Below are 26,741 nucleotides of genomic sequence, written 5' to 3' on the forward strand. Positions count from 1 at the left end.
CGAAATGTTTCGGGCGGGCCGCGGTGCTTCACCCGCCGAACGTCCACCGCACGCCAGCTCCGGCCATCCGCTCGCGCTGGTTGGCTTCCGCGAAACCGAAGAGGCCTAGGTTCTGCCGGAGCCGCGCCCCACCCTCCAGACGCGTGTAGGCGCCCGTAAGGGAGGAGACGCCCGCCTGGGCCTCCAGGTAGCCGGTCCGCACCGGCAAGTCGCTCAGTACCCGCGACAGCCCCGCGGCTACTGCTGCCCGCGGGGCGTCGTAGGGACCGCGCCCTCCAGGGCCGCCTTCGAGGCGACGGCGCCGAGCGCGACGGAAAGAGCCTGCTCCTGCACCTTCTCCTCCGCCTTCTGCTCGCCGTGCAGCGCGGAGAACTGGAGCTTCGCGAGCGCCTGCTCGCCGGGCTTCAGCGGACGCCAGCCGTTCGCCTTCATCCAGTTGTCAATGACCTCCAGGCCCTTGGCCGCCTTGTCCGCGAGGTTCTCCTCCGGGTCCTCGGCGGCGATGTCCTCGACGACATGGAAGGCGTGGTAGGCGCCCAGGGCGATGCGCCGCTTGCGCCGCTCGGTGAGCCAGGTGCCGCCGGCGAAGAGGCCGATGACGGCGGTGGCGATGCCCACCAGCCCGGCGCCGATGGCCTCGGCCGTCGTCCAGGACGTTGCGGCGGTGCTGGTGGACGCCTGGGCAAGGGCCACCGGCGCGGAGAGGATGACCGCGAGGCACGCGGCCAGGGTGAGACGCTTCTTCATGGTGTTGCTCCTTCTGGGGTGTGGGGCTCCCGGGAGCGCCCCGGGCAGGCGCCGGCAGCTGCCGGACGAATGCGTCAGGTGGCCGCGGGGACCTCGACGCCCGACTTCATCGCTTTCGCGCGCAGAGCCAGCGCTTTCGGCAGCCACAGCTCGCCCTCGGCGCCGAACTTCCACACGCCACGCTCGTCCAGGGGCTCGCCCAGCTCCTCCGAGCAGATGCGCATGAAGTCGAAGGCCAGGTCGTAGTGGCTCGGGTGGACGAAGTGCCGGAGCGTGAAGGACGCGGTGTTCCTCCCGTTGTACGGAGTGCTCGCTTTGGCGACGTCCTCACGGATGGCCGTCCGGAACCGCTCAAGCAACTGTTCGCGACCGGTGCGGGGCTTCGTGGTGGCGTTCATTCAGGTGCTCCTAGTGGTGCTTCGGGGAGGCCGAGGGATGGATGGCCGAAGCTGGAGGAAGGCGTCAGACGCGCGGCATCCAGTTCCACTTGCCGGCCTCGGGTGCCTCGGTGGGGGCCTGGGACACGTTGCTCGCCGTGAACGGCAGGAAGCGGGGCGGCTTCACCAGGAGTTCCATGGTGCCGTCGTCGTTGACCGCGGTGATGTCCGCCGCGCACACCACCTCGTCGCGCTGGTAGTGGACGGCCCGGCCCACGCTGGGCTTCTGGCCCGGCGGCACCATCGGGGCGCCCTTCACGGACGCCACCGGCGTGTTGATGGCCTCGGCGACCGCGAGCCAGCCGGCGCGCACCAGCGCGGAGCACTTCTCGAACGGCGGCAACTCGGCGCCCGTCACCGCGGAGCGCCCGCCGGTGACACTGCCATAGCAGGTGTAGAGCGTGAGGGCGGTGGCAAGCTTGCCGGGATTGGCCTGGGCCAGGGCCTTCTCGGCGGCTTCGACGAGCGCGGCGGGCGGCGTGTACGGCGCGGGGCTGGACATGCAGATGCTCCTGATGGTGCTGCGGGTTGGACTGTGAGATGGCGGGTCAGCGGCGCGGCAGCCAGCGCGGGTGGTCGCACTGGCCCAGGCGCTTCCCGCACAGCCGGCAGTGGGGCGGGCGTCCCATGCTCATGACTCCAGCGACGCTTCGGCGGGGGCCCACTGCGCGCGACGCCGGAGGACATCCCGGCCGTAGTCGCCACCGGACGTCAGCGCGTCGGCGGCGGCACGGCGCTGCTCCATCAGCTTCGCCAGGTCCCCGCCCACCGTGATGGCATCGGCCGCCCGGCGCACCTTGCCGACGCCCGCGTTGTAGGCGGCGAGCGCCAGGTGCACGTCCTTGAGCGAGTCCAGGTACGAGCGCAGCAGCAGCGCGCCGTAGAGGATGTTGTACGCGGGCAGCTTCCACAGGTGTTTCCCGGTACTGTCGGACGCGACCAGGAAGCCCGGGTGGAAGCGATCATCCACCTGCATGAGTCCGCGCCCGTGCCCCTTGTCCCCGGTGCCGGCTGGGCCCCTCGGCGTGAGCGCGAGCCCTCCGCGCGACTCGCGGTCGCACATGCCCGCCAGCAGGTATGGGCACAGGCGCGTCACCGTAGACGCAGCGAGCAGTTCGCGGCTCCACTGCGCCAGATGCTTCGGCAGGTGCTGCTCCAGATCAGTCAGGGTCACGACGTCACCACCTTCGGGAAGCGGGCGCGGTACCAGCGGCGCCACAGAGGGTGCACGGCGAAGACGGCGCAGCCGACGAGAGCGGAGTACGAGCCCTTCGCGGCGAAGTAGGCGAACCACGCCACCTCCTTGCCGACGAAGTAGAGGGCCGCCATCCGGAAGCACTCGACGGAGGGGACGGGCCGCGCAGCCTCCGCCTCGGCCATGCGAGACGAGACGGAGGCATGGTGAAAGCCGAGCGCCACTGCCAGCGCGCCCAGCCACTCCAGAGCGTCCGCGCGCGTGACGAGGTTGACGGCGATGAGGACAACGTAGACGACGGCCGCCTCCAGGTGCCAGGTGCGAAGCTTCATCGTGCAGACTCGATAGGTGCCGGAGTCGAAGGCCCGCAGGCTCGCCACGCGGCCATGGCCATGGCCACACACGCGGCAAGCACGTGCACGGCGAAGAGGGCGAGGCTCACCGGCGCCTCGTGGAGGAACCGGGCTCGGGCGCGTCCTGGATGGACTGGTGCTGGGCGGGCGCCTGGGCCTGGACGAACCAGCGTCCGCAGTCGCGCAGCCCAGCGAGCCCCAGCAGGCCAACGACGACGCCCACCACCCACAGCGCCCCAGCCTGACGGGAGTTGCGGTGCTCCTGCGCGTCCTGGCGCTCCCGGATGGCGGGGATGGCCTCCACCGCAACACCGTGGGCGGCAGAGGACTTCTCCAGCGCCTCCACCTTCGCCGCCAGTCCCGGCACCGCGCCGACGGCCGGCGCGTGCTCCGTCACGCGCCGGTCCACCTCCATGATGCGGTCTTCCAAGCGGCGCACCTGCTCGGCGGTGGCCATGCGCTCGCCGACACTGCGCACCTCCGTCTGAACGCCCTCCATGAGCCGGTGGAGGTCCACCGCCATCCGCTCGGCCGCCTTGAGGGCAGTACCGGCGCGCTCGTTCGTCGCCTCCTGCTGAGCAGCGAGCCGGGCGAGGTCCTCGCGGACGGTGTTGTCGGGGGTACGGCGGGGAGCGGGGGGCATACCGCCGCATGGTCAACGGTCGCGTGGACAGCGTCCGGTCCCCCGCCATTCACGCCCAGGTAGGGGCAAAACCGCCCCATCTATTCGGTAGCGCAATACCCATGCGACGCTTCCTGCTTTGCGAGCCCTCAGGCCGCTTCAAGGGGACCCCCATGGCATTGCGTTACGACCCGTCTGTGATTCAGGAGCATGCGGAGGACTTGTACAGCCGAGCGTCGCGCCTCGTTGTGCTGTATGGTTTTATGGGCATCGTCGTCGGCGCGGCGATTGGATTCATCCTTAGCGCCTCTGCTGACGACCTGCGGCCAGTGGCCCTCACGGGAGGGGCCATCATCGGCGTTCTCATCGGCGTCAGCATGGGAAGAAGCCGCGCCTTCGCGTTGGAACTACAGGCCCAGATGGCCCTGTGCCAGGTCGCCATCGAGGCGAACACCCGGCGCGCTGCTGAGGCGGCCGAAGCCGACGCTGGCCAGCGGCAGGAAGCGCAGCCCCCGCTTCAGCAGGCGGGCTGACGCCTACGCCGCCGCGCCGAGCGCCCGCTCCTTCCCGACGGCGATCAGCCAGTCGCGGAGGGTGGGCCAGGAGTCCTCCGCGATGAGCCCGCGCGCGAATGCGTTCGCCTGCCACTCGCGGACGAGCCCCTCGCCGCGCTGGAGCAGCCAAGGCCGCCCCCGGGCGGTCCGCTGCTCCAGCATGTACTTCTCGAACTCGGCCACCGTCTCCTCGAAGGTGGCCAGCGGGTTGTAGACGAGCCAGTCATAGCCCTTGTCCTTCGCGTAGAAGCGCTCGTCCTGGGCCGCCATCTCGACGGTGGAGTACTTCCCCCAGTCGTCGCTGCTACCTGGGGCCGCGCCCCCAGACTCCAGTTGCAGCAGCTCCTGCTCGAGCGCCGTCTTCTTCACCAGCGTGGCGGAGTTCACCTCCGCGGCTGCTCGCGACAGCACGGCCGACGCGTCCATCTGCCCCTTGATGCGGGCGACCTCCAGGCGCAGGTCCCGCTTCCGGGCCTCGGCGGCATTGATGGCGTAGACGTCGCTCTGCGTGAGGGTGGGCATGGCCGACTCCTAGATGGACTGCTTGATGTTGTGGCTGAGGAGCCCCTCGGACTCGTAGGTGCGGGCACCGTGCACGGTGAGCATCACGACAGCGCCCTCCCCTTCCGGCGCCACGCGGCGCACCAGTCCCGGGCGCAGGCCCTCCAGCAGCTCGCCGGGAAGCAGCGCGCGCACCTGCGTCCAGCCCGCGAAGCGCCGGTAGAGGAGGTGGTTGGGCGTCGCCACCAGGACGCGGCCGTCGGTGAGTTCCACCCGCCAGCGCGAGGCGCGGTGGCTGGATGCGGCCACCACCTCGAAGACGCCCACGCGGCGCGTCTCCTCGTGCTGGGTGAGGACGCGCATGCCGGGGCGAAGCTGCTCCGCGGGCACCTCCTGCCCGCCCGCCAGGGTGATGAGCGTCTCGGGCGCGACGCACGTGCCGCCCGTCCCACCGGAGCCCCCGCCCCCGCCCCCAGAGGGCCCGCCTGTGAAGGGCGCCGAGGCCGAGCGCGAGAAGCTGCTGTTGAGGCCGTTGCCGAAGATGGGGGTAAACCACGCGGCCGCGCTCACCCCGTAGACGTTGTGCACCTCCACCAGCAGAGCGACGTACTCACCCAGCCCCGAGCCAGCCAGTCCGGAGAGGGCGGCCGGCGCGTTGAAGGTGTGGCTCACCGCGAAGCGGTTGGAGGCGTTGCCCTCGACGGCGTTGGCGTACTTCCTGTCCGCGAGTGCGATGAAGCGCGTTCCCCGGAAGGTGGCCGCGAGGCTGGGCGAGCCGCTGTAGTAGTCCACCTTCAGGTAGCGGAGCGCGTCCAGGTTGTCGTCCACGCTGGAGGGCTGGACGAAGAAGTTGTGCGTCAGCCACGAGTGGACAAGGGGCGTGGAGTACTTCGCGTAGTCCGTGCACTGGACGTCCAGCCTGTCGATGAGCGGCGCGCCGCCGCGCACGCCTGTGTTGTTGCTGCCCCGGTAGTGGACGCGCCCTGCGGCCGACGTGCCGTCCAGGGCCTGGTTCGCCCGGAAGAAGGGCGTGTCCAGGAGGTAGCTGCCGATTTGGACGTTGCCGCCGGCCGCCTTGAAGGCGGTGCCCACGTTGTCCAGCTTCGCGCCGGCCACGGGCACCCCGTTACCGTCCTCCGCGTAGTTGGACGTCTGGAGGGTGTTGGCCACCAGCAAGTCGAACGTCACCATCTTCCGCATGGAGACGGCGTCCACGTACACCGCCTTCCCGGTGTCGGAGCTGGCGGCGTTGATTTCGAAGTAGAGCTCGACGCCGGTGCACCCCGCTGGGCAAGCGCCCTTCACCTTCACGCGCTGGTACGCGGTGGTGAGCGTGACGAAGGTGCTCGTGGACTGGCCGCTGTAGGCGCCGCTGGCATCCTCCCAGAGGAGAATCAGGTTGGCGCCAGCCTGGGCGAGCGCGGCGGAGGACTTCACCCATGCCTCCGCGTAGAAGGAATCCCCGGCGGTGCAGCGGATGCGACCGCCCGGCGCCGTGCTCTGGAAACCGCCGATGAAGTTGAGCCCCGTGTAGCCGCCCCCAGCCAGGACGGGCAGCTTCCGGCACCAGCGCCCCTCCTTCGCGTTGGAGGGCTCCTCCACGAGGCAGTCACCCTCGGGGAACTTCCCGACCGCCTCGGCCCCGGCCTCCGAGTACCCGTTGGGCACCAGATTGTCGGTGGGCGGCAGCAACAGGTGGGTGAAGCTGATGGCCTCTGGCGCCACCGCGGCGCTGGTGATGGAGCTGGCCGACATGTGCCGGGCGGAGACGCTGCCGGTGGGGACGTTGGAGAGGTCCGCCACGGCCATGGTGACGGTGTCCGGGTCCGCCACCACGCCGCCGCCGAGGACGCGCCAGCTACTCTGGCTGCCGTTGGTGTAGAGGGCCTGGACGGCGCACTTCACCTCCGTCTGCGCCTTCAGCTTCAGCGGGGCTACCCACCGCCTTTCCGAGGGGCCGAACTTCCGCGGCTCCAGCAGGTAGCGGTCCGTGTCGTTGGGGTCGCTGCCCTCGTAGACGACCACCTGGAAGCCGGCGAGGAGGTGGGCGGGGAGCACCTCGTCGTGCGTCCAGCGGATGTCCAGGTAGCGCGACTTGACGAGTTGCGGAGAGCGGACGCCGTCCACCTCACGGTCGTAGATGCCGGCCGCTTCCTCCTGCTCGCGCGAGCGCATGCCCTCCCGTTTACGGAGGGGGCGTGGACGAAATCCCCAGGGTGAGGGTGGCCGGCACCGTGGGCGCCGCGAGGATGAGGACGCTCGCCGTGCCGGTGCTGTAGTTGCCCGAGGTGTCGATGGCCTTCACGTACACCACCTGGTTGACGCTCGGCACCGGCAGGGCCCACTCGCACGTGGTGGCGCGCACCTTGCCGATGAGGGTGCCCGCCTCCCAGCTTGCGCCGTAGCGCAGCTCGTAGGTGTCCCTGTCCAAGTCCGGCACCTCCGCCCAGCGCAACGTCGCGGTGTTGCCGTTGAGGGCATAGCTGAGGCCCGTCACGTCCGAGGGCGGCGCGGCCTTGCCCTGCACGGAGTAGCTGGCCGAGGCGTAGGTGGTGACGAGTCCGTTGAGGACGGCGGCCACCTGCACGGTGTACGCGCCCGGCAGGCAGTCCAGCAACTCCCAGTAGTGCGTCTGCACCGGCGCCTCCGACGTCCAGTTGCCGCCCTCGCGCTGCCAGCGCACCCGGTACTCGGTGGCAGTGGGCACCTGCGTCCACCGGGCCGTCGCCATGACTTTCACGCCGCCATTCGTCGTCTTGTACAGCGACTCGCCCACCACCAGCCCCGCGGGCGGCGCGGACGAAGGCAGCACGGACGTGGGCAGCGGCTGCAGCTTCACCCCGTACTCCACCTCCGCGTACTTCCCCGGCTCGTGGCGCAGGGCGGTGATTTCGTAGAGGTGCGGCTCCACCTCCGCCACGTTGAGGATGCGCCAGAGGGTGGGCGTCAAGTCGGACGCAGCCAGCACCCAGACGGCGTGGGGCTGGGGCGCTGCCGCGAAGGGCGTAGCCACGGTGAGGGCCCGGTAGGGTGCCGGCGCGAGCGCGGCCAGAGGGCGCTCCTCCACCGTGCCGTCCGGCAGCACCACGGAGAGGGCGTACGTCTTCCCCGCCTCCAGGGTGACGTCGGCGTCGAGCTCCACCTGGCTGGCGGTGGCGGCCACCACGCGCCCACCCCACCGGCGTCCGGCCCGGTACGGGTCCTGGAGCTTCACGACGGCGCCGGGGTTTCGCATGGCTCCCTCGAAGCCCGTGCGGAACGTCACCGTCTCCGTCTCCAGCCGCTCCGTGAGGAGAAGCCATCGGCCCACGCGCTGCGCCTGGCCCCGCGAGGTGCAGCCGAGCGCCACCACCTCGGTGGGGTTGTAGCCGTAGGTGGCGAGGCCCTCCTCGTCGGTGACGTACTCCTGCGCCGCCTTGAAGTGGTTGTCCGGGTCGTTCCAGGTGACGAGCGCCACGGTGTGCCGCGCGCGCTTCCCGCTGGAGGCGTAGGTGAAGAGGCCGTCCACCACGTTGGCCGGCGTGAAGAGGTACTCGGCGTCGCGCGGCGCGTCCTGGGCGACGAAGACGGCGCCGGAGGCCCAGTACGTCATGCCTCTGAAGACGGACGCGAGGTTGTTGATGACCTTGTACGCGTCCTCCTGCGTCTGGAGGTAGAGGTTGCAGCGGAAGCGCGGCTCCGTGCCGCCCTTCCCGTCCGGCACCAGCTCGTCGCAGTACTTCGCCACCGTGTAGAGGCCCCATTTGTCCACCGCGGCCTCGTTGAGGTAGCGGCCCAGGCCGTATCGCTCCGTGGTGAGCAAGTCGTAGAAGCACCAGGCCGGGTTGTCCGTCCAGGCCACCTTCCACGTGCCGTCCCAGGTGCCCTCGTACGTCCGGGCCGAGGGGTTGTAGTTGCTGGGCACGCGCACCCGCAGCCCGCGAATCCGGTAGCTGCGCGTGGGGATGCTGGAGAACTGGCTGGCCGCCACCTGCAGCGCGCACAGCGCGGTGTTGGGGAAGCTGAGCTTCTCGTCCAGCAGCGTGGCGTAGGACTTCCAGATGACCCTGTTCTGCGTCGTCACGCTGTCCGCGTCCTCGCTGACGCGCGTGACGCGGATGTCCCAGGGCGGTGCACCCGTCAGCTCCACGCGGAAGGTGCGCTCGTAGGGGCTGGTGCACTTCCCTCGGAAGTACTCCGCGCCCTCGAAGTCCTGAGTGACGTACCCGCCCCCATTGCTCTGCACGGCGATGGAGACGAGGACGGAGGTGGGCTTCAAGTCGCCCGTCGTGGGATTCTGGTAGGTGAGCTGGGGCACCTGGAGGGTGAGGCGCACCGCGTCCACCTCCGCGTCCGTCACCGTGCGCACCACCGGGGCCGCGTGCTTCACCTCCACGCCCACGGAGTGCTCCGCCTCACCGGAGGGGAAGCCGGGGATGTACTCCTGGGACTGGGTGCCCTTCACGTCGTACACGGTGACGCCCGTGAAGTTGAAGGTGCCGTCGGGGTTCTGGATGGCGACACCGTCCAGGTAGACGGACTTCAGCCCGTCCACGAGGCCCTGAATCTCCCCCTCGCACAGCAAGTCCAGCACGCGCGCCTTGGAGCTGGACTTCAACGTGTTGGGGGACTCGACGGGCGTGCGCTGTGCACCGCCCTCCCCCTTGCCGCCGCTGCTGCCGCCCATGTCAGTCCTCCACCGTCGGGTCCGCCTTCTTGACGTTGTGGCTGAGGAGGCCGTCGGAGACGTACGTGTGCGCGCCCGCCACGGTGAGGCGCACCACGGGGCCTCGCTCGCCGCGCGTCACCTGGCGCACCACGCCCGGCCGCGCGCCCACCAGCCGCGTGCCGGCCGCGAGGTGGCGCAGCTCCACCCAGGCGTCCTCCGTCCGCACGCGGTGGTTGCCTGTGGCCTCCAGGCGCCGGCCGTCCTCCAGCTCCAGCAGCCACCGCACGCCCTCTGCGGGCTCCGCGGCGGTGACGAGGAAGCAACCCCACTCCAGCGTCTCCTCGTCCTGGGTGCGCACCAGCATGCCCACCTGGACTTCGCCCGCGGGCAGCTCGCGTCCGTCCGACAGGAGGATGGGCACCCACGGCGCAGGGCAGGTGCCGCCACCCGGCTCGGCCCCGCCGGGGCCCGTCTGCCCGCTGCCGCTGCTGCCTCCGAAGCCACCATCGGACCACTCGGTGACGATGCCGGCGGAGACGACGCAGCTGCCCACCTCCATCTCCCCGTAGCAGATGGGCACCGGGTGGCCCTGGGCGAGCGTGTTGACGGGGCCGTTGAAGACGTAGCTGGGCTTGTTGGCGTCGTCCTCGTCCGGCCCGGTGGCGTTGGGAGGGGCGAAGAGGAGCTGCGAGACGCCGCCTACCACCAGGGAAATGCCCGCGGTGATGAGGGGCACGCCCGCGCCGTACCCGTAGACGGAGAGGACGGCACCGGCGGCGATGAGCACCGCGCCCGCCACCACCTGGAACCAGCCCGACTTCGCCCCCGCCAGCGCGGGCATGAGGGCGAGGACGCGCGCGCCGGTGGGCATGCCCAGGTCGTCCTCCCCCACGTCCCGCTTGCCCGCGAAGACGTGGTAGCCGGGCTCGCTGTTCTCCGCGAGGTAGCGCCGGAAGCCGTCGCAGACGGCCGAGAGGGCCCGCACCGCCTCCGCGGGCGAGGGCACACAGAGGTCCAGCTTCCAGACGCGCCCGAAGCGCTTTCCCAGGGGCCCGCCCAGGACGATGGTCGTCAGCATCGGGAGGAGTGCCTCACGACGCGCTGGGTGATGCGCGCCCAGAAGCCGGAGTACGTCTCCCGGCCGGACAGGCGCCCCATGACGTGGTGCAGGAGGACATCCCCGCCCAGGTACACGCCCGCGTGGTTGGGCACCGGGGCGCGCAGCTGCATGAGGAGGACGTCGTGCTCGCGCAGGGGCTGGCCAGTGACGTCCACGAAGCCCGCCCGGCCGAAGCCGTCCAGGTAGAGGTTGCCGCCCTTCGCCCACCAGTCGTCCGGACGCTCGAAGTCGGGCAGCGTCAGGCCCAGGCGCTCCCGGTAGTAGTCCTGGATGAGGGAGTAGCAGTCCAGGACGCCGTGACTGAAAGTGCGGCCCACCAGCGGCGGCCGGTAGCCGTCGGGGTACCAGAGGCGCCAGTGCCCCACGGGCACGTTGAGGATCAGCCAGGGCAGGCCCCAGCGCTCCATCATCACCCGGTCCGCCTCGCTCGGCTCCGGCGCGGCGTTCGGGTGGGAGTGCACCACCGCCAGCACCTCGCCCTCCCCTTCTGCCCGCGCGTAGTCCTCGGGAGATAGAACGAAGTGCGCTTGGCCGTCGGCGAGGTTCCGGCAAGGGCGGTACCGCTGGGAGCAGTCCACCAGCACCACGAGGCCGCAGGACTCGCGCGGGTACTCCTCCTGGGCGTGGGCGAGCGCGGCGCCCAGAACGTCATCGGCCAGCGTCAGCCGGCAGGGGTCGACCATACCGACATGGTGAAGACGGGCGTGGACGGAATCCACCGCCTTGCACAGACGCGCCGCCCTCGATTAACGAGGCGTCTCAGTCACCACCCCTCAAACACGCAACCCACCACAGCTTCATCGAACAAGCACAAACAAATGACGCTCGACGACATTCACAAGATCGCTCAGATCGCCTTTTTCACTGCGGCCGGAACAGTTTCCATCCTCACATACATAAGCGCCAAGCGCGGCCTACTGAACACCATCAACACCGAATACCACAAGCACACCATCGCAAGACTCAAGGAATTGTCAGACGAACTCATCAGCGAATTCATCCCCTCTTCATCCAATCACTGGATCAAGCAAAAGCCTGTCGAAGAAGCTGTAGGCCTAATCAATGAAGACCTTCACAACATGCTTGCACGGGGTGGAAAAACCCTGCCTGAACGGCTACCCGTTAGCACCCAGCGGCAGAATATTGGCGACTTCTCCAGAAGAATTAAATCAGACCCCTTCATCCCTATGGCTATAAGGGAAAAGGTGGTCTCTTTCCTGGAAGAACGCCTACAGGTGCTTCACGAGACCACGAACAAGAGTCTCAGGAAGTACATTGAGGGACTAAATGCCGGAAAGCATCGCGACACACTTGCCACGAACTATCGCTGGATTCACAACGAAATCCTTAGCGAGCTAGGCAGTCGCGGACACGGAATACTGGATCTTGAGCGACGGACTGACGAAATCCTTGGCGAGATTCAAAAATATTTCGAATCGTTCAACCCAATGAGACCCATGGCCCTTGTTCCCAAGATTCGTATCGACAGCCAAAGAACGTCAGGCACTTCGGATTGACCATAGAACAAAAACCCCATCGGGCTACCTACCTGATGAGTCCCACTGCAGGGAATCCGCCGTACGGGAGGACGTTCCTCTCCCCGAAGCGCAGCTTGCAGCTCGCGAGGCGCTTCCCGCAGCGGTCCTCCGGGGCGCCGGACGTGGGCGTGTCGTCCAGCTTCGCCACCGGGGGCCCCGCGTAGCCGCAGCCCTCGCTGCGGTACTCCCACGGGCACATCTGCGTGATGATGCGCAGCGGGATTCGGACGCCGTCCAGGTCGCACTTCGCGGCCAAGCTGAACTCGATGACGTGCTTGTTCTCCACCGTCTTCTGGTCCACCACGAACTCGTCGTCCGGGAAGGCGTCCAGCGGCGAGGCGGTGGGGTTGACGCCTCCGGGGAAGTTCACCGCGTCCAGGTAGCGGACGAAGGTTCGCTTCCGGAGGACACGCGCGCCCAGCAGGTCGTTCAGGTCCCGCGCCATGGCGCCGATGGTGCCGGCGACGTTGGCGAGCGTCAGGGTGGGCCTGGGCAGCCGGCCCATACCGGACTTGTCGAAGCCCTTCACCTGGATGGCCCAGGACTCGTACGCCATACCCTGCCAGACGACGGGCCCGCGGAGGCCGTTGGTACCAGCGTGGAAGTGGCTGGCGCCTCCGCCAGGCAAGTTGGTGGCGTCCAAGACGAAGAGCTCCACGAGAGCCCCCGCGTCCAGCCTCTGGATGTCGCTGGCGATGCTCACCCGGCCTCCTCCTGGAACGTCGCGGTGAAGTCGTAGGCGTTGAAGCCCTTCGCGACGCGGTGCCACTCCTCGCACACCACGTGCGCCACCAGCTCGCCCGCGCCGGTGAAGGTGAGCACGGCTCCTGCGGCCGGCGCCGCGGCGAAGGTGACGAGGCCCGAGGCGGCCAGGCCGAAGTCCGTCCCCTCCACCTGGGCGACATCCGCGACGTAGACAGTGGGCGGCGCAGTCCAGCCCGTGGCAGGCACCAGCAGCCCCGGCACCTCCGGGGACAGCGGCCGCTGCAGGAGCCACTGCGTCTGGGCCCCGTCCCCCACCCCAAAGGGCTGGGCGGTGACGGCCCAGGCCGTGTCCGGGGTGACGAACTCGAAGGCCTCGACGCCCGCGCGGGCGCGCAGGAAGGCCTCCAGGCCGTCCGCGTCCACTTTCGAGAGGTTGGAGAACTGGAGGGCCCAGCGCCGCAGGACGGGGTTGAGGCCGTCCGCGGAGCGCTGGGTGTAGCCCTCGCCGAACTGCGCCTTGCGCACCCGGGGCACCGAGTCCGCCTGGGCCCCGTAGTCCGGGGTGAAGAGGAAGCGATCCATGCCCTATCGCCTACCGCCGAGAGTCAACCTGCTCATGCTGGCCATCTTCGGAGGAGGCGTGGACTGCGGCCGAGCAGGCTCTGCTGCACTTCTACGGCAGGAACTGAGGCGGCGGGAGGAGATCATCCACGAGCGCCAGGAAGAGGTTCCTACCCTGGCGAGGGTGGAAGCGGTCCATCGCAATAGTGAAGTCCCCCCATGTCGTGGACGCGCGCATGATGCTGAGCACCGCATAGAGGTGCCGCTCCAGCGCGGGATGGCCAATGTTGTCCGTGAGGAACTGGTGATGTCGCGCCCTGCGGCTGCCGCGCTCGTTTGCAGGGTTGCGCTTCACGAGTTCATCCAGCAAACCCGGAGCGATGCGCTCGTAGATGTAGTCGATGGTGTAGGTAGCGACGGCCTGTGGGTGATTGACCTCCATGTTCCTCCAGGTCCACCCGCGCAACCGGTAGATGTGCCAGTAGAACTCGTCCGGGAAGCGCTTCGCCCAGGCACCCAACGTTGGGCGCACGAAGAGCCTCGCCACTGCCTCGCGAACCACTGGCATCGGCACGACGTAGGCGCCCGTCTTGCGGATGGAAGGGATGACCTCCTTCGTCACCCACTTCCGAAGGCGTCGGGCCTCGGGCTTCCGGCTCCGGAACGTCAGGGCCCAGACGCCGGACTCGCTGATGATATTAAAGGACTGCGCACCTTGGCCCGGCCGACCGTCGGTATTGCCGACGGTCGCTTTCTCGTCCTCGTCGAGGCGCCCCACCGCGTCTCGCGGGTTGCTGAGTCCGAGCACGGCGCACACGTCTGCCGCAACGAACCACGGCTGGTCATCCGGCCCCGTCACGGACCTGACCCTCTTGGACTCGAAATCGAACTCCTGGATGCTGCTGGGCCTGCAACGACTCATGGGGACAACCTCCGGGGAAAGACACGTCCCATTCGATGCCGTGCAACACCGGGTGGGACGCGGCGCTCACCGCCCGAAGCTGGCGTGTGGCGGCTGAAGGGGGACGGCCTGCACGGGGGCCTGGAGCGACCTGTAGCGCGTGGCCCATCCGGCGTCCAAGAAGGTGCGCGGTCCGGTAGCCAGCTCGCGTGCGGAGAGGGGCGACGCGAACCTGCACGATCTCCACGACGTTGTTCGCTCTTGCCTTCTGCTGCTTCGGCTGCGCTGGGTTCCGTTCGGTTGCGCTTCGTTTCCTTCGGCTTCCTCTGGCTTCCTCTCGCGTCCCCAAGCCTCCCAGCAGCCACGCCCAACCGGTCCGCCGAGCCTTGGGTACGAAACCCTCTCACCATCAGCCGTCGCCATTCTCCGGTCCCCGGCGCGGAACGCAGGACTCACGCCCGCTTCCTCCAGCAGGGACAGCAGATCGGGCGCCACCGCAGGTGTAGGGAGGGGCCCGCGCTGGGGCTATCCGCCGCCGGCCGAGCCCCTTTCAGCGTGATCCATCTAGCCGGGACGCATGAACTGGCCCTGCGCCACCGCCTGGCTGTGCTCCAGATTGCGGTCGCTCCCGCCCTGGGTGCACGAGTTCAGGCTCGATCCTTTTCTCGTGGGGCCGTTCACTCGCTCTGGACACAGCGCTAGGTTGGCGACCTCTCGGGAGGGAAGTCGCCATGCCAGGCCATACACAAACCCATCTGCCGTACGAGATTAAGGTCAACTCGCCGTTCGAAAAGCTTCTGCTGGACGCTCTGCCGCAAGCAACGAGAACGCGCGTCGACCGGCAATTGAAGGAAGCCTCGGAGGAAGCGGGCCTCAGCCGCGACTCCCAATCCCGACCGGGTTCAGGGTTCATCGACTTGGGTCCAATCAGGGGTGTGAAGTTGGATGGTTACGAGGTTATTTACCGGCTCGACTTCCCCAGCAGGTGTCTTGTCGTCATGAACGTGGTGACGACAGGGTGTCGCTGTCGAGCGATTGGATCTGCGGAGCAGGAGGAGTGCCGATGCGAAATCTATGAGCCAGCCAAGTTGGTCGAGTTCATAGATGAACTTGCCGGCACATATGCCGTTGGTAACTTAGTAATTGCCCTGCCGGAAGGCGTGTATGCTCGATACGTTGGGCACCGTTCGCCGGGGCAAGAAGATTCGAGCTACGTGATGATGGATTGTGTCTACGGGCGAGCGCAAATCGACAATGCTCGCTGGCAGAGCCATCATGATGTCTGTTCACTTCTTGCGATGCATAAGTCTGGAGAGCTGAAGCGCAGGAACGCGCTCTCGTGAACGCGATGACACCGTCAGCGGACGGCTGGGGTGCTGCGAGGAGGCTACGACCGTTTCTCTTGGCACGGCCCACCCGACGTCAACTGGCGGGCGAAGGAGCATATGGGTAGTCGCCCCTTCATCCAGGGCATGACCAACAACCCAAGCCGCATGACGGTGACGGACCACGAGGGGCGCGCGGTGGGCGCCCTGGAGCCCGTGACTCGATGGACTCCTCTACGACAGCAGCCCCCGGCCGCGCGTCGATGAGGCAGTGGGCCGTCTGCGCCTCGGCTGGTACGAATGGGACGCGGACGGCCGGGATGCGGGACCGGCGCGATGAGCGAGCGCCGCTTCCCGCTGCCCGTGATCAACAAGGACATCAAGGCCGGGCTACACAGGACCACCCCCTGGAGCCTGGCTGAGCGCGCCTACGCTGACTACTCGCGGCGCTACGGCACCGACCAGTCCCTGGAGCGCATTGCCCAACGCGGCGGATTCGAGTCCACGGAGCTGGACATGTTCGTCCCCGGGTGGCGCGCGGAGTTGGAGCTGTGACGTCCTGCACCTGCCCCCGGGAGCGCGAGGGCCTGCCGTGCCCGGTGCCTGGGTGCCCTCCGAGCGTGGCGCTCGAGCGCGGCTTCCACCGAGGACCGGGCGGACGCCGCTGGCGCCGCGAGCCCGTCCCCGGCCCGCCCGGCGAGGTGTCCCGGTGGACGTGGACGCGCTGGGCGCCCGCCCGGACTCGCGCTCTGCGTGCTTCAGCGGACAATGGAGGACGTACGGCCGGCACGCTACCACCCACGTCCGTAGGTTCTGCTGCCACGGTGGATGTCAGACGCCTACTTATAGTGGCCTCTCCCACACAAAGGAGGTCATCCGCGTGACGAGCAACAAGCCCTACAGCGTCGAGTTCAGCATTGCCGCGAAGGATCAACTGTCCCGACTCCCACCCGCCGTCGAAACCCACCTCAGAACCTGCCTGGATGTTTATGCCCCCGTGCGCGCACCTGTTGAGGGACACGGCAGTGGCGGAACGGGAGTCATCAAACTGGGCGAGCACGATGCCGTCCTCAGCATCGACAACGCCGCGCGACACGTGCGAGTCGAGAGCGTGTTGCCGAAGCTGTAGCGCTCACTGGGCCGAGCTCCTTCTCCGGGGGACACCTGTTCCCTGCTGAGCCCGCTGTGCCCATCATCACCTCGCAACGCACTCCCCATGGGCCAGGGAGTTGCCTGCTGGGCGCCAGGGGCAGCACATCCGCGCTGCCCCTGGCGATGGTGGTCCCCACGACGCCCCACGGGTAGCCGTCGCCGCGGGGCTGTCACGGGTGCTGAGCGACGTGCCGGTGAGAAGCGGGTACCTGGAGCCCCAGGCGGGCATCCTCCCTCACGGGCGCCTACGCGCGCTTGGCAGGCACCGTGAGGCTTCGGAGCAACCTGGGCCTCTTCACCTTCACCGAGGCCAATGCCCGCGAACGCACGGCCGGCTCAGGCGCGGTAGACATTCGCCAAGTGAGTCGGCCCCGCCCTGAGGAGCGGAGCTGGGCCGACTGACTTAACCGGTTTGGTCTCCCTGTTTTCGACTAGGGGCGTTTGACGTCCTCAATGAACTCATCAGTGGTTCGGACGCGCGCTGCCGGCCAGACTGGTCCTGGACTCAGCGAGTGTGCATTAAGAAGGCGGGCAAGCCGCTCCGATGCCTCCTGCAGGGCACGCACAGTCCCACGATCGCCTGTGACAAGAATGCTTTTCTCTGTCAGCGACAAGTGAGCGCAAATACCAGCATCTTCAGAGTCATTTAAATCTATAGCAAGGGATGCTCCTGGCTTACCAGCCTTAAGCATGTAATCTCGCGTCCGAGCAATAAGGTATGATGTCGAAAAGTACGTATTCCTAATCCACATTCGAATCTCGACATCGCTCGACAGTTCGCTTCGGCCCGCGACTTCCCATGAGCTTCTGAGAACTGGGCCAGAAGACGCAGCCACAAAAAGTTCGTCAGGAAGCTGTCTGAGTCCTTCCGGCGGAAACAAGTGCGAGAGATAGTCGGCAATATGGTGAACCATCTGCCGAAAGGAGGCCTTTTGCATCTGATGATGCTCTCGCGCCTGTCCTGCAGCAAGCAGAAGGCCGCCACGCACGCGCTCCTGGAGTTCAGCATGTTCAGGTGGAAGTGTCGCGTAGCCAAGCATATCGAGCGTCGACTCTACGAATCGTGCGACTTCATCCGTTGCGTCGCTCTCTGGGTCAAATGCCTTAACGGTTCTTGAGTACGAATCAGGCAGTATTCTCGCGTGCTTCAGCTTGAGCACTTGTCCGAGACTGTCAAAACCAATCTTTTTGCCATCATCGCTTCCGAGGTGCCGAAATAGTTCACTGAACGAGATCGGCGAAACGGCAATGTCGAGGCCCTTGGTCTTTCCGGCCTCTAGCAACTTACCGCTTAGGCTCCGAATAGCCGATGTGTCGAGGATATAAGTAGGCTCGCCTAGGGATTTCTCTTGCATTAGAGTCTCAGAATAGCAGTGACTATTTCCAAGTGTAGCTCACATCAGCAAATGCGCACAGGAACCGTCCTGGGGCTGCGGGCCGGTGCCTTCCGGAGAGCCCCTTGGCCTACACGGCGGCTGAGTCCTGACTGGTGCGGCCACCAAGCCGCTTAGCGCCCCCGGACGAACGTGTACGTCATTCCCCCGGGAGCCATCTCCTCGCGCATCACCTTGCGCACGGCGTCCGCGAGGCGCCGCCCCAGACGCTCCGCCTCCGCGCGCCCGCCCTCTCCTGACGCGCTCACCTGGGAAGAGCCGTCCGCGTTGACGGTGATGGTGATGGGAATCTGCACGTCCCCGCCCCCCAGTGCCTCGTTGGGGACGATGCGGCCGGAACTGGAGGGGATGAAGAGCTCCGGCCCGAGTTCGCCCACCAGGTGAGCCTGCTGCGCACGGACAGGACCGCCGGCCGCGTGCGCGCCGCCCAGCATGAAGCCGTAGGTGCTGCTCATGTCCGCGCCGCCAACCAGCGTGGAGCCGCTGCCGGACGACACCGTGCCACCGAGGGCGTCCATGCCCAGGTTGACGAGGGCCATGAAGGCCTTCTGCGCCGCCAGCCGCGCCAAGTCTTTCAGGATGCCGTCCACCAAGGCGGAGAACTCCAGCCGGCCCGTGGTGACGAAGTTCGCGAAGGCGTCCGCCATGTGCTGCGTGGCCGTGCCGACGATCTCCTTCGTGTAGGAGAAGCCGCCGTGGAGCTGGTCCTGGAGGCGCTCCACCTCCTGCCGGTACTGCTCCGCGGTGATGCGCCCCTCGGCGAAGAGCTGCTTCACCATCTCCAGGCGCTTCTGCAGCTCCGCCGTCGGGTTGAGCTGCTTGGCGAGCTGATCCATCTCCGTCTTCAACGCGGCCTCGGCCTTGCCCTCGGGAGTCCACATCGCCCGGGCCTTCTTCATGGCCGCTTCGAACTCCGCGGCCTTGAGGCGCCCGGCCTCCAGTTCCTCGCGGAGGAGCTTCTGGGCTTGGCTGTACTTCTCCGTGTCCTGGTTGCCCAGCTCGCGGTTGAGTCCCTGGAGTACGCGCGCCCGCTCCTCCTCCGCCTTCTTCACCCGCTCCGTCTCCTCCTTCTGCTTCCGGAGGGCCTCCATCTGCGCGATGGCCGCGTCCGCCCGCGCGATCATCTTCGGGTCCTTCAGCGAGCGGTACTCGTCGGATAGCTCCTTCGCCTCGTCCTTCGTCTTGCCGAGGGTGCGCGCCTCCTCCTCCAGATTCATCAGCCACTGCTCCTGGCGCTTCAGCAGCTTCTCCCGGGCCTTCTCCTCCTGCTCCGCCTCTTTGAGTGCAGCCTTCGAGTGGTCGCTGGCATCCTTCGCCTCGGCTGCGCTCGCCTTCGCGTCCTCTGCTTTTGCCGCCCTAACCCGTTGAAGACTCTTCTCGATGTCGGCCGCACGCTGCATTTGAATGCCGAGATCCTTCTCCAGGGGCGCGAGGTACTTCTCAATGTCATCGGCGTAGTACGGATCCGCGCGAATCTTTGAGAACGGCACGTCGCGAGCAGTATTCGCTCCTTTCCCTGGCACAGTGGCGCTATTGACAACAATCCTTCTCTTCATGCCGGTAACAGGGTCATTGATCTCCTTTTCGAGTCGCGCAATCTCGGCCAAAGCCGCCACTCGATCTTCCATGGCAAGGCTTTCGTAAACCCTGACGATATCCTCCGCGGAGTCGCCAACGCTTTTCAGGGCATCCTGATATCTCCCACCCAGTGACGCCATCTCCGTACGGGCGATGGTGGCCGCTTTCTGCGCCTGCTCGTAGTCCTTGAGTGCCTTTGTTTCGCGGATGAGGTTCTCCGCGATTTGACTGCCACGGACGGCGTTGGCGCCGCTTTCCTGGGCGAACTGCCGCGTCTTCTCCTTCGCGTCCTCGGCGGCTTTGCCGTACTCGTGCCAGAGGGCAACCGCCGTGGTGAGCGCGCCGGTGATGATGCCGATGGGGCCTCCCATGAACTCCAAGGCTGTCTTCCCCGCGCGTGCAGCCAGGGACGCGCCTTCGATGGCTGACGCCTCTCTCACCTTCGCCAGCGCCAGCTCCGTGGAAGCCAGCGTGGCCCGCTTCGTCGCCGACATGAGGCTGCCCTCCACGGCCGCCGAAGCCTGGAGTGCCGCGAGTTTTTTCTCCAGCATCGCCTGCGCCGAGCGGAGCGCGGCGATGCGACTCTCGTCGGCGGCTCGGGCGTACTTCGCCTCGGCGAGCGCGGCGCTTGCAGCGGACTCGCGCGCCTGGGTGAGCGCGGTGGACTTCGCCACCAGCCCCTTCACCCACTCCTGGGCCCACGCGGCCCCGCGCATCGCCGCCACCACCACCAGCGACTCACCGAAAAGCTTCACCGCGTAGGTGGCCGTCTCGAAGTTCTCCGTCAGCGCGCGGACGCTTGGCTCCGTCGCGGAGAGGATGTCGCCGCCCACCTCGCCCTGGAGTTCCGAGAAGCGCGCGCGGAGCTGGTCGAGAGCGAACTGCGGCGTCGAGGCCATCTTGCTGAAGGCGGCCTCCGTGCGCCCGGCGGAGTCCTGCATGTGCTTCAGCGAGGCCGCGAAGTCTGCGGAGGCGGTTCCGGTGAGCGTCATCACCGGCAGCAGGGCCTCCACGCCCCCGAAGAGCATGGCCATCTCCTCGGTGCTGCCGCGCGTCTTCTCGTTCACGTCCTGGAGGAAGCCGGCGAGCCCCTTGGCCTTCAGCGCAGCGACAGAGAACTCCAGGCCGAGTGCGTCCGCGAGCTTCGCCGCCTCGTGAGACGGCTTCGCGACGGCGGCGATGATGGCGCGCAGTCCCTCCATGGAGGTGGACGTCTGGATGTTGTTCTTCGTCAGCGCGCCTGTGGCTGCGAGCAACTCCGCGAGGCTGACGCCCGTCTGGGACGCGATGGGGGCCACCCGACCGATGAAGCGCGAGAGGTCCTCGATGCTCGTCTTCCCGTCCGCCGCGGAGACGAACATCATGTCCGCCGCCTGGGTGACGTTGCGCAACTGGCTCCCATAACTGGCCATGACACCGGTCAAGCCATCCGCCGCCGTCCTCACGTCCGTCACGCCGCCGATGGCCAGCTTGTTGGACACGGTTAGCAACTCCGTGGCTTTCGCCGCGTCGCTCGCACCCGCGCTGAGGATTTCGTAGAGGGCCCCGGCCTGATCCGTGGGCGTCCGCCCGAACTGGTTTCCCAGTTCCTTCACCTTCGCGGTGAGCGCGTCCATCATCCCGAGTTGGTCCTGCTCCAGCACCGTGGAGACCTGGGCCATGGCCGTGCTGAACCGCAACGCCTCCTCGGTGGCGCTCTTGATGGCCGCGCCCGCCGCAGCGACGCCGAGGAATTGGCCCGCCAGCCGCTTCATCCCGTCCGCGAACTTGCTCACCGGGGGCTCCGCCTTCGCAGCCTCCTCCTTCGCCTTGCGGAGGGCATCCGCTACCCCCTCCTTCTGCTTCCCCATCTCGTCGAAGCGCTTGTTGAGGGACTCCACGTGCGTCAAGAAGCGGGACAGAGCGGACGTGTCCGCCAGGGTCGCCTGGAGCTTCCCGGCCGCGCCTCCGAGGGACATGAGCTGGGCCTCCAGCGCCCCCGTGGCCGTCGCGGTCGCGGTGAAGGCCGTCTGAATCTTCGCGGCGGACTGCTCCAACACCGAGAGGTGCGAGGTGGCGGCCCGGATGTCGGCCAGCGCCTTCGAGGTGCCGTCCAGGCTCCGCGTCGCGCGGGCGAACGCCTTGGTGAGGGCCTCAGTGGCGTTCTCCAGCCCCGTCGTCCTCCGCTCCGTCTTCTCGGCGGCCTCCTCCAGCCCGCCCAGCGACGTGACGGCCTCCTTCGCTTCGGAGGTGTCGATGCGGAGGCTCAGCTCAGCCAAATCAAAGCCACCAGACATGATGGTCCTCGGTCACAACGGGGGGAGGCGAACAGCAGGGTCATGCCGCACCCAGGCAACGCGCCCAGTGGACTGCTCAGCGGCTATATGGTGGCCTTGGAGCATGAAAGCTCTCGTGGCATTTCTTATTGGTTTGCTTTCGGCGACCGCATTTGCAGGAAGCGCGTTCGGCCATCTTGCCGACGCTACAGCGTTTCGCGTCAGCGCTTCCGTTCCCGAACTACTTGCACAACAGGGACTTTCATCGACGCGCCTAGAGGAAACAATTTACGGCGCATTTAAGCTTGCAGCGATCCCCGCCGCCGATCGAGCGGACACAACCGCAGGCTTATCACTATTCAGCATATCAATTGAGGAAGTCACCTGGGAAAACCATGGAACAACAGCGATTCACATCAACGTCTCCGCCGCGCAACCAGCCACCATCACTGGAACTGAATATCGACGCCTTGTAACAACGTGGGAGACCTCTCAACTGGTCCAGTCGCGCACTGACTTCGCAGCCAAGCGCGCGCTAGAAACCGCCAACAAACTAATCAAGGAGTTCATTACGGAACACCAAAACGCACTGAAAGACAGAAAGAGCCATGCACTCAGCAAGCAAATAGAGCCCACCATTTCCAAAGATCAATCACCACCCACTGCGCCAGCCGCCCCATCGTCAACCAGCGCCACCAAGGCAAATTCGAAACAACCAGACAGAAGCAACATCACTCCACCAGCAACACACAATGGGCGCCCTCTTACTGGGTGCTCTGGAGGATTTGAATACTCCTGCTGCTCATACAGTGGCGATGGCTGTGCATACATCCTTTGTCGCGAAGCAGGCGGTAAGTGGGCTGAAAACACATCGGCCTGCATGTAGCCGCGAGTGCACTCTCCTCACTTCTTCGAGACCTCAACCAGGAATGCTTCATCCAGCCGACGGAGGATTTGCACCTCGAAGGCCGTGGGCCGGTGGCCGGAGAGGCGCACCCAGGCCTCCATGTCCGGGAAGGAGATGGGGTTGAGGGTGAAGGCACCGGCGCCGCGGGCGTTGGACAGCTCGGCGAACCACCCCCACACGTGGGCGAGGGCATCAGGCAGCGGGGGCGCCTCCAGCAACTCCGGCGGAGGCTTCCCGGTAGCGCGCTCCACCTGCTCCAGATGGGCGCGGACGGAGACGCCCTCCGCGTCGGTGCGGCTCAGGCGGAATTCGTGGCGGGCGAAGTCGAGGAGTCGCTCGCCCTCTCCTCGAAAAAACTCGCGCGGTCCGAGACGGCCTCGTCCACCTGGCGACGCAGCCACGGGTGGGTGGTGAAGAGGCGCCGGGCGTTGTCCGGCGTGAGGGGCACCGCCGCGCCGCCCTCCAGGACGCCCGTCCAGGAGACGGTGCAGGCCACCAGCAGCTCCAGCGCGTCGGCCTCCATGTCCCGCGGCGCCTCCTGCCGAGCGCGGCGGCCGGCGCGCGGCGCGCTGGCGGTGGCCTTGTCGATGAGGGAGCGCGTGGCGTCGCGGTAGCGCGGCGAGTCCATGCCGGCCACCTCCACCTGCATGCCCGTGGGCTTGCCGGTGACGGGGTGGAGGATGTCCACCGTGAGGGTGTCGTGGTGGACGAGGCTGGAGAGGTCGAAGCCGGAGGGGGCAGGGGCGGTGCTCATGCGGGACTCCTGGTGGTGAAGGGAGGAAGGGCTGCGCAGGCCGCGGGCTACGCGTTGCTGCGCTGGTAGAGAATGGAGGCGCCGGACGCGGCGTCGAGCAGCGCGGTGAAGGGCATGGACACCTGGACGGGGCCCTCCTTGGGGTTGTCGAGCTCGCCGCCCGTGTACTTGAGGCGGGGAATCCGGAGGGTGTGGAAGTCCGTCCCGTTCACGTCCTGCAGCACCACCTCCAGCGAGGACTCGGACTCGTCGAGGAACTTCGCCAGCAGGTCCTGCCCCATGAAGTAGGCGCTGAGGGTGCCGGAGACGCCGAAGCCGCCCTCGTGAATCTCCGTGGCGGAGCGCTGGCCGATGACGCCCTTCGTGGAGCGCCCGTTGGTGATGTCCAAGTCGAGGGACGTGACGTTGGCCACCAGCTGCCCGCCCTCGCGCAGGCTTCCGGTGAAGGCGTCGAAGGGGCTGTTGGTGCCCGGGGGCGTAACGGTGGCCGCGTGGGAGGCGGTGGCCATCTGCATGTCCTTGCCCAGCAGGGCGAAGGTGCCGGTGATGATTTCCTCCGGCTTGATGGAGAGCTTCAGACTGTCCACCGCGCAGCCGCGGTAGAGGGCGTACTGGTCGATGTCGGTGAAGGCGCGTTCGAAGCTGAACGTCTTCAGGACGGTGCCGGACTTCAGCCGGCGGCCCACCAGCGCCACGGTGCGGCCAGCGGCGGCCACGTCGTCCACCAACTCCCGGTCCACCGTGAGGCCCAGGGCGGTGACGGCCTCGACGCGCGCGCGGCCGTTGTTGCCCGCCTCCGCAAAGCCGGACACCAGCACCTGGTCCCCGGGCAGGAAGCCGTCCGCAAGGAAGCTGCCGGTGGTGCGCACGAAGGCGCCCGTGGCCGCGTCCGCGGAGAGGGAGACGCTGCCGGTGGTGGCCGTGGCCCAGGTGCCGCTGAGGGCGGCCTCCAGGAGGTCGTCGAAGGTGCTGAGGGAGAGCTCGACGCCGATGTCCCCGCCGACGCTCACCATGCCGTGACGCAAGTCGGAGAGGTGCCTGTCGGCGCGAATCTCGTTGGAATGGTAGTTGGCCTTCGAGAGGTTGAGGCCGGTGCTGGTGAAGCGCAGCGCCTTGTAGGCGGTGCTGGCCGCGACGCCGAAGGTGGCCTCGGGGGTGAAGCGCAGCGCGGTGCGCTGGCCGGAAGCGGAAGGCATGGGTTTCTCCTGTCGCGCGAGGCGACGGTGCTACGCGTGGACGAGCCAGAAGACGGAAACAGGACGCAGCCACCAGGGCTCCTCGCGGAGGCCGGGCCCGGCGGAGGCGGACTGGATGCGGACGACGGTGGCGCCCGCCTGCAGCGAGGTGCCGCGCGCGAAGCCGTCGCACACGGCCTGGGCGGCGGTGTTGGCGGACCCGGCGCCCTCGCCCAGGGGGAAGAAGAGGGACACCTGGAAGACGCCCGGGTGGCGAGTCTGCGCGTCCTGGCCCAGGCCGGCGGCGGCCGTGCGCGCGGGCAGGTGGTCCACCCGCGCCCAGGGCGTACCCTCCTTCGGGACGTAGAGGACGTTGGGGAAGGCGATGTTGTCCGCCCCCACCACGGGGGCCAGCACCACCGCAGCGTGCGCCTCCAGCGCCCGGGGGATGTCCAGGAGGACGGTGCTCACTTCACCGCCTCCTCGAGGATTTCATTCACCTGGGCCAGGGTGGTGCGCACCATCCCCTTCGGGGCCTGCTGGCTCCAGCCGAACTCCAGCCGACGGGCGTAGGGCAGGTTGTTGGTGATGTAGACGGTCTCGCCCAGCTCCACGCCCTCCAGCTTCGCGCCCTCGCGGGAGACGACGGCGCTGCCGTCCTTGTCCTCCGCGTCCACGGTGCCAGCGGGCCTGTCGCCCAGCCCCACCTGCCAGTTGCCCCGGAAGCGGCCGGTGTCCACCGGGGAGGCAGTGACGACGTTGGCCAAGATGCCCAGCGCCGTCTTGAGCACCACCTCGTTGGCGCGCGCCTCGGTGGCCTTCACGAAGGCCTGCACCTGCTTGCTGAAGCGGGCCCCCTTGCGGATGCGCCTGTCCACCTTCGTCATGCGGACACCCGGAGGTTGAAGAGGATGGGGGTGCCGCCCAGCTGCGTCGGCGGGTCGGTCCGCAGCACGCGCCAGGTGCGGCCCTCCAGTGGGCCCACCGTGTCCCCCGGCGCCGGCACCACCGGCAGTCCGCTGGCCGCGACGAGCACCTTCCGCCGGTCCGCGCGGGTGGTACCGCCGTCGGAGAGGCTGTCGCCCTCCTTGTCCTGGCCGCTGTCCGCCTGCACCAGCACCTGGACGGGGTACGCCGTCGTGGAGGCCACCACCTTCGACGTGGCCACGTCGTACGTGCCCGGCCCGGCCCGCGTGAGGGTGGCCTGCTGGCCGAAGCGCTTCACCAGCGCCAGGGCCTTCTTCGCCAACCTGTCGGCCTGGGCGCTCATCCGCGCACCGTGGTGTGGACGCGGATCCCGCCGGGGCTGCCCTGAACGAGGGGCCCCAGCAGGGCCAGCACCTGGGAGGGGATGGGCCGGTGCGTCTCCTTCGACGTCTTCAGCGGGCCTACCGTCACGCCCTCGTCCACCACCGGCCCGAGGCCGGCCGTCCAGTCCTCCCCCAGCAGCCGGAAGGCGAACTCCGCCACCGCGGACTTCACCCGACGGGGGACGGCGCCCTCCGCCAGCGGGCACCCATCCAGCACCACGCCCCGGCGCGGCCAAGCCAGGGCCTGCTCCGCGTCGGCGCGCGCGCCCACCCACTCGCAGCGGGAGTCCAGGACGGACGTCGCCCACTTCAGGTGCCGCTCCTTCGCCGCCTCGTCAGCGGCGGCCCAGGCGTCGTTGTGGGCGCGCGCCGCGTGGTAGGCGTCCGCCTCCACAACGTCGCAGTAGGAGTCGGCGAGCGGGCCGCCGGGAGTGGTGTCGAGTGCCATGGGCAGCTCCTCGTGTGCGGACTACTTCGCCGCCTTGGCGGGCTTCGGCGGCTTCTCCTGGGCCTCGACGGGGGGCGCGGCAGACGCCTCGGTGGCCGAAATGCTGGTGCCCTTCCCGGCGCCCTCCGCGCGCGCCAGCCGGGCCGCCAGCTCCTCGCGCTCGCGGTTGGCCGCCTCCAGTTGGGCCTTGAGGTCATCCACCAGGTCGCCGCCCGTGGTCAGCTTCCCGCCGGAGGACGCCTGGCGGTCCTCCCATGCATCCCGCGCCTTTTCGTACTCCCGCGACTCGCGCGGGTATGCCGAGTGGTACGTGGCGAGGATGGAGAGCGCCGCTCCCGCGTCCGCCGGCACGAGCGCGACGCCGCGGCTGAACTCGAAGCCGGCGAGCACGCATGACTGCCCCGACCGGGGCCCCACCAGCTCCACTTCGATGACTCGACTCATGAAAGACTCCTTGGAAAAGGAGCGCCCGGCACGCGCCGGACGCCAGGTTGACGGCGCAACACGAAGGGGAGCCCGCCACGACACGCGCGCAGCGCGTACCCAGGGCGAGCCCTCGCC

The 26,741-nt window shown here is 67.9% G+C and carries 31 protein-coding genes; 6 read left to right on the plus strand and 25 right to left on the minus strand.

Translation table 11 applies throughout. The annotated features are described in order from the left end of the window. Positions 1–28: 28 nt before the first annotated feature. The 7 genes from K8612_RS16460 to K8612_RS16490 form a co-directional block, all read right to left on the minus strand. Entirely contained in the window at positions 29–208 is a 180-nt protein-coding gene (locus K8612_RS16460; RefSeq protein ID WP_223763032.1) for a hypothetical protein, read from the minus strand. Between the two features lie 29 nt (positions 209–237). Next, entirely contained in the window at positions 238–747 is a 510-nt protein-coding gene (locus K8612_RS16465; RefSeq protein ID WP_223762953.1) for a hypothetical protein, read from the minus strand. 74 nt (positions 748–821) lie between these two features. Then, on the minus strand, positions 822–1,145 hold the full coding sequence (locus tag K8612_RS16470; RefSeq protein ID WP_223762954.1) for a hypothetical protein: 324 nt from the start codon (positions 1,143–1,145) through the stop codon (positions 822–824). 64 nt (positions 1,146–1,209) lie between these two features. Continuing rightward, positions 1,210–1,686 carry a hypothetical protein gene (locus K8612_RS16475; RefSeq protein ID WP_223762955.1) on the minus strand — a complete coding sequence of 159 codons (477 nt, stop codon included), beginning with the start codon at positions 1,684–1,686 and terminating at the stop codon, positions 1,210–1,212. Between the two features lie 129 nt (positions 1,687–1,815). Further along, positions 1,816–2,358 (minus strand): transglycosylase SLT domain-containing protein, encoded by a 543-nt coding sequence (locus K8612_RS16480; protein WP_223762956.1) that lies wholly within the window; start codon positions 2,356–2,358, stop codon positions 1,816–1,818. Beyond that, a complete protein-coding gene (locus K8612_RS16485) occupies positions 2,355–2,711 on the minus strand; it encodes a hypothetical protein (protein ID WP_223762957.1) in 357 nt (118 codons plus the stop codon). Before K8612_RS16485 ends, K8612_RS16480 begins: the two co-directional genes overlap by 4 nt. 106 nt (positions 2,712–2,817) lie before the next feature. Continuing rightward, positions 2,818–3,375, minus strand: a complete 558-nt coding sequence (locus K8612_RS16490) for a hypothetical protein (RefSeq protein ID WP_223762958.1) — start codon at positions 3,373–3,375, stop codon at positions 2,818–2,820. A 152-nt stretch (positions 3,376–3,527) separates the two neighbouring features. On the opposite strand from K8612_RS16490, the gene K8612_RS16495 reads away from it, so the two are divergent. Next, positions 3,528–3,887 (plus strand): hypothetical protein, encoded by a 360-nt coding sequence (locus K8612_RS16495; protein WP_223762959.1) that lies wholly within the window; start codon positions 3,528–3,530, stop codon positions 3,885–3,887. Between the two features lie 3 nt (positions 3,888–3,890). Here K8612_RS16495 and K8612_RS16500 read toward each other — a convergent pair whose 3' ends face one another. From K8612_RS16500 to K8612_RS16520, 5 genes are read right to left on the minus strand one after another with little or no spacing between them, the layout of a single operon-like run. Then, a complete protein-coding gene (locus K8612_RS16500) occupies positions 3,891–4,430 on the minus strand; it encodes a hypothetical protein (RefSeq protein ID WP_223762960.1) in 540 nt (179 codons plus the stop codon). A 9-nt stretch (positions 4,431–4,439) separates the two neighbouring features. Then, entirely contained in the window at positions 4,440–6,584 is a 2,145-nt protein-coding gene (locus tag K8612_RS16505; RefSeq protein WP_223762961.1) for a Hint domain-containing protein, read from the minus strand. Positions 6,585–6,594: 10 nt separating this feature from the next. Beyond that, a complete protein-coding gene (locus tag K8612_RS16510) occupies positions 6,595–9,075 on the minus strand; it encodes a host specificity protein J (RefSeq protein WP_223762962.1) in 2,481 nt (826 codons plus the stop codon). Position 9,076: 1 nt separating this feature from the next. Further along, positions 9,077–10,135, minus strand: a complete 1,059-nt coding sequence (locus K8612_RS16515; protein ID WP_223762963.1) for a hypothetical protein — start codon at positions 10,133–10,135, stop codon at positions 9,077–9,079. Next, positions 10,129–10,860, minus strand: coding sequence for a C40 family peptidase (locus K8612_RS16520; RefSeq protein WP_223762964.1), 732 nt, complete (start codon positions 10,858–10,860; stop codon positions 10,129–10,131). The genes K8612_RS16515 and K8612_RS16520 overlap by 7 nt, the downstream gene beginning before the upstream one ends. 135 nt (positions 10,861–10,995) lie before the next feature. Here K8612_RS16520 and K8612_RS16525 point away from each other — a divergent pair, with 135 nt between their 5' ends. Further along, entirely contained in the window at positions 10,996–11,694 is a 699-nt protein-coding gene (locus K8612_RS16525) for a hypothetical protein (protein WP_223762965.1), read from the plus strand. Between the two features lie 28 nt (positions 11,695–11,722). Here K8612_RS16525 and K8612_RS16530 read toward each other — a convergent pair whose 3' ends face one another. From K8612_RS16530 to K8612_RS16540, 3 genes are all read right to left on the minus strand, one after another. Further along, complete coding sequence (locus tag K8612_RS16530; RefSeq protein ID WP_223762966.1) at positions 11,723–12,418, minus strand: phage minor tail protein L; 696 nt, start codon at positions 12,416–12,418, stop codon at positions 11,723–11,725. Then, positions 12,415–13,002 carry a phage tail protein gene (locus K8612_RS16535; protein WP_223762967.1) on the minus strand — a complete coding sequence of 196 codons (588 nt, stop codon included), beginning with the start codon at positions 13,000–13,002 and terminating at the stop codon, positions 12,415–12,417. The genes K8612_RS16530 and K8612_RS16535 overlap by 4 nt, the downstream gene beginning before the upstream one ends. Positions 13,003–13,093: 91 nt before the next feature. Continuing rightward, the gene (locus K8612_RS16540) at positions 13,094–13,903 is read right to left on the minus strand and encodes a P63C domain-containing protein (protein WP_223762968.1); all 810 of its coding nucleotides are present in this window, start codon (positions 13,901–13,903) and stop codon (positions 13,094–13,096) included. Positions 13,904–14,613: 710 nt separating this feature from the next. Here K8612_RS16540 and K8612_RS16545 point away from each other — a divergent pair. From K8612_RS16545 to K8612_RS16555, 3 genes are all read left to right on the plus strand, one after another. Next, positions 14,614–15,225: a hypothetical protein gene (locus K8612_RS16545; protein WP_223762969.1), complete on the plus strand. Its 612-nt coding sequence runs from the start codon at positions 14,614–14,616 to the stop codon at positions 15,223–15,225. Positions 15,226–15,543: 318 nt separating this feature from the next. Then, positions 15,544–15,762, plus strand: coding sequence for a hypothetical protein (locus tag K8612_RS16550; RefSeq protein ID WP_223762970.1), 219 nt, complete (start codon positions 15,544–15,546; stop codon positions 15,760–15,762). Between the two features lie 325 nt (positions 15,763–16,087). Beyond that, complete coding sequence (locus tag K8612_RS16555; RefSeq protein ID WP_223762971.1) at positions 16,088–16,336, plus strand: hypothetical protein; 249 nt, start codon at positions 16,088–16,090, stop codon at positions 16,334–16,336. A 454-nt stretch (positions 16,337–16,790) separates the two neighbouring features. Here the strand turns inward: K8612_RS16555 and K8612_RS16560 are convergent, their stop codons facing one another. Then, positions 16,791–17,714: a hypothetical protein gene (locus K8612_RS16560; RefSeq protein ID WP_223762972.1), complete on the minus strand. Its 924-nt coding sequence runs from the start codon at positions 17,712–17,714 to the stop codon at positions 16,791–16,793. 152 nt (positions 17,715–17,866) lie between these two features. Next, positions 17,867–21,589 carry a phage tail tape measure protein gene (locus K8612_RS16565; protein WP_223762973.1) on the minus strand — a complete coding sequence of 1,241 codons (3,723 nt, stop codon included), beginning with the start codon at positions 21,587–21,589 and terminating at the stop codon, positions 17,867–17,869. A 121-nt stretch (positions 21,590–21,710) separates the two neighbouring features. On the opposite strand from K8612_RS16565, the gene K8612_RS16570 reads away from it, so the two are divergent. Further along, the gene (locus K8612_RS16570) at positions 21,711–22,472 is read left to right on the plus strand and encodes a hypothetical protein (protein WP_223762974.1); all 762 of its coding nucleotides are present in this window, start codon (positions 21,711–21,713) and stop codon (positions 22,470–22,472) included. A 17-nt stretch (positions 22,473–22,489) separates the two neighbouring features. Here the strand turns inward: K8612_RS16570 and K8612_RS16575 are convergent, their stop codons facing one another. Genes K8612_RS16575 through K8612_RS16610 form a run of 8 tightly spaced genes read right to left on the minus strand, consistent with a single transcriptional unit; the run spans position 22,490 to position 26,624 of the window. Then, positions 22,490–22,744 carry a hypothetical protein gene (locus K8612_RS16575; RefSeq protein ID WP_223762975.1) on the minus strand — a complete coding sequence of 85 codons (255 nt, stop codon included), beginning with the start codon at positions 22,742–22,744 and terminating at the stop codon, positions 22,490–22,492. Positions 22,745–22,791: 47 nt separating this feature from the next. Next, positions 22,792–23,247: a hypothetical protein gene (locus K8612_RS16580; protein WP_223762976.1), complete on the minus strand. Its 456-nt coding sequence runs from the start codon at positions 23,245–23,247 to the stop codon at positions 22,792–22,794. Between the two features lie 47 nt (positions 23,248–23,294). Continuing rightward, on the minus strand, positions 23,295–24,443 hold the full coding sequence (locus K8612_RS16585; protein WP_223762977.1) for a phage tail tube protein: 1,149 nt from the start codon (positions 24,441–24,443) through the stop codon (positions 23,295–23,297). A gap of 30 nt (positions 24,444–24,473) precedes the next feature. Further along, positions 24,474–24,893, minus strand: coding sequence for a phage tail terminator-like protein (locus K8612_RS16590; protein WP_223762978.1), 420 nt, complete (start codon positions 24,891–24,893; stop codon positions 24,474–24,476). After that, positions 24,890–25,309 (minus strand): HK97 gp10 family phage protein, encoded by a 420-nt coding sequence (locus K8612_RS16595; RefSeq protein WP_223762979.1) that lies wholly within the window; start codon positions 25,307–25,309, stop codon positions 24,890–24,892. The genes K8612_RS16590 and K8612_RS16595 overlap by 4 nt, the downstream gene beginning before the upstream one ends. After that, entirely contained in the window at positions 25,306–25,692 is a 387-nt protein-coding gene (locus K8612_RS16600) for a hypothetical protein (RefSeq protein WP_223762980.1), read from the minus strand. Before K8612_RS16600 ends, K8612_RS16595 begins: the two co-directional genes overlap by 4 nt. Further along, positions 25,689–26,180 carry a DnaT-like ssDNA-binding protein gene (locus K8612_RS16605; protein ID WP_223762981.1) on the minus strand — a complete coding sequence of 164 codons (492 nt, stop codon included), beginning with the start codon at positions 26,178–26,180 and terminating at the stop codon, positions 25,689–25,691. Before K8612_RS16605 ends, K8612_RS16600 begins: the two co-directional genes overlap by 4 nt. 21 nt (positions 26,181–26,201) lie before the next feature. After that, complete coding sequence (locus K8612_RS16610; protein ID WP_223762982.1) at positions 26,202–26,624, minus strand: hypothetical protein; 423 nt, start codon at positions 26,622–26,624, stop codon at positions 26,202–26,204. Between the last annotated feature and the right edge of the window lie 117 nt (positions 26,625–26,741).

This window comes from Corallococcus sp. AS-1-6, from assembly GCF_020037015.1.
GTDB lineage: Bacteria > Myxococcota > Myxococcia > Myxococcales > Myxococcaceae > Corallococcus.

Excerpts from the sequence above, each read along its gene's own strand:
- K8612_RS16595 (WP_223762979.1), bottom strand. The coding sequence starts at position 25,309 with ATGACGAAGGTGGACAGGCGCATCCGCAAGGGGGCCCGCTTCAGCAAG.
- K8612_RS16465 (WP_223762953.1), bottom strand. The coding sequence starts at position 747 with ATGAAGAAGCGTCTCACCCTGGCCGCGTGCCTCGCGGTCATCCTCTCC.
- K8612_RS16505 (WP_223762961.1), bottom strand. The coding sequence starts at position 6,584 with ATGCGCTCGCGCGAGCAGGAGGAAGCGGCCGGCATCTACGACCGTGAG.
- K8612_RS16490 (WP_223762958.1), bottom strand. The coding sequence starts at position 3,375 with ATGCCCCCCGCTCCCCGCCGTACCCCCGACAACACCGTCCGCGAGGAC.
- K8612_RS16610 (WP_223762982.1), bottom strand. The coding sequence starts at position 26,624 with ATGAGTCGAGTCATCGAAGTGGAGCTGGTGGGGCCCCGGTCGGGGCAG.
- K8612_RS16560 (WP_223762972.1), bottom strand. The coding sequence starts at position 17,714 with ATGCAAGAGAAATCCCTAGGCGAGCCTACTTATATCCTCGACACATCG.
- K8612_RS16470 (WP_223762954.1), bottom strand. The coding sequence starts at position 1,145 with ATGAACGCCACCACGAAGCCCCGCACCGGTCGCGAACAGTTGCTTGAG.
- K8612_RS16525 (WP_223762965.1), top strand. The coding sequence starts at position 10,996 with ATGACGCTCGACGACATTCACAAGATCGCTCAGATCGCCTTTTTCACT.
- K8612_RS16510 (WP_223762962.1), bottom strand. The coding sequence starts at position 9,075 with ATGGGCGGCAGCAGCGGCGGCAAGGGGGAGGGCGGTGCACAGCGCACG.
- K8612_RS16585 (WP_223762977.1), bottom strand. The coding sequence starts at position 24,443 with ATGCCTTCCGCTTCCGGCCAGCGCACCGCGCTGCGCTTCACCCCCGAG.
- K8612_RS16570 (WP_223762974.1), top strand. The coding sequence starts at position 21,711 with ATGAAAGCTCTCGTGGCATTTCTTATTGGTTTGCTTTCGGCGACCGCA.
- K8612_RS16520 (WP_223762964.1), bottom strand. The coding sequence starts at position 10,860 with ATGGTCGACCCCTGCCGGCTGACGCTGGCCGATGACGTTCTGGGCGCC.
- K8612_RS16540 (WP_223762968.1), bottom strand. The coding sequence starts at position 13,903 with ATGAGTCGTTGCAGGCCCAGCAGCATCCAGGAGTTCGATTTCGAGTCC.
- K8612_RS16475 (WP_223762955.1), bottom strand. The coding sequence starts at position 1,686 with ATGTCCAGCCCCGCGCCGTACACGCCGCCCGCCGCGCTCGTCGAAGCC.
- K8612_RS16535 (WP_223762967.1), bottom strand. The coding sequence starts at position 13,002 with ATGGATCGCTTCCTCTTCACCCCGGACTACGGGGCCCAGGCGGACTCG.
- K8612_RS16605 (WP_223762981.1), bottom strand. The coding sequence starts at position 26,180 with ATGGCACTCGACACCACTCCCGGCGGCCCGCTCGCCGACTCCTACTGC.
- K8612_RS16485 (WP_223762957.1), bottom strand. The coding sequence starts at position 2,711 with ATGAAGCTTCGCACCTGGCACCTGGAGGCGGCCGTCGTCTACGTTGTC.
- K8612_RS16495 (WP_223762959.1), top strand. The coding sequence starts at position 3,528 with ATGGCATTGCGTTACGACCCGTCTGTGATTCAGGAGCATGCGGAGGAC.
- K8612_RS16545 (WP_223762969.1), top strand. The coding sequence starts at position 14,614 with ATGCCAGGCCATACACAAACCCATCTGCCGTACGAGATTAAGGTCAAC.
- K8612_RS16600 (WP_223762980.1), bottom strand. The coding sequence starts at position 25,692 with ATGAGCGCCCAGGCCGACAGGTTGGCGAAGAAGGCCCTGGCGCTGGTG.
- K8612_RS16515 (WP_223762963.1), bottom strand. The coding sequence starts at position 10,135 with ATGCTGACGACCATCGTCCTGGGCGGGCCCCTGGGAAAGCGCTTCGGG.
- K8612_RS16550 (WP_223762970.1), top strand. The coding sequence starts at position 15,544 with ATGAGCGAGCGCCGCTTCCCGCTGCCCGTGATCAACAAGGACATCAAG.
- K8612_RS16580 (WP_223762976.1), bottom strand. The coding sequence starts at position 23,247 with ATGAGCACCGCCCCTGCCCCCTCCGGCTTCGACCTCTCCAGCCTCGTC.
- K8612_RS16500 (WP_223762960.1), bottom strand. The coding sequence starts at position 4,430 with ATGCCCACCCTCACGCAGAGCGACGTCTACGCCATCAATGCCGCCGAG.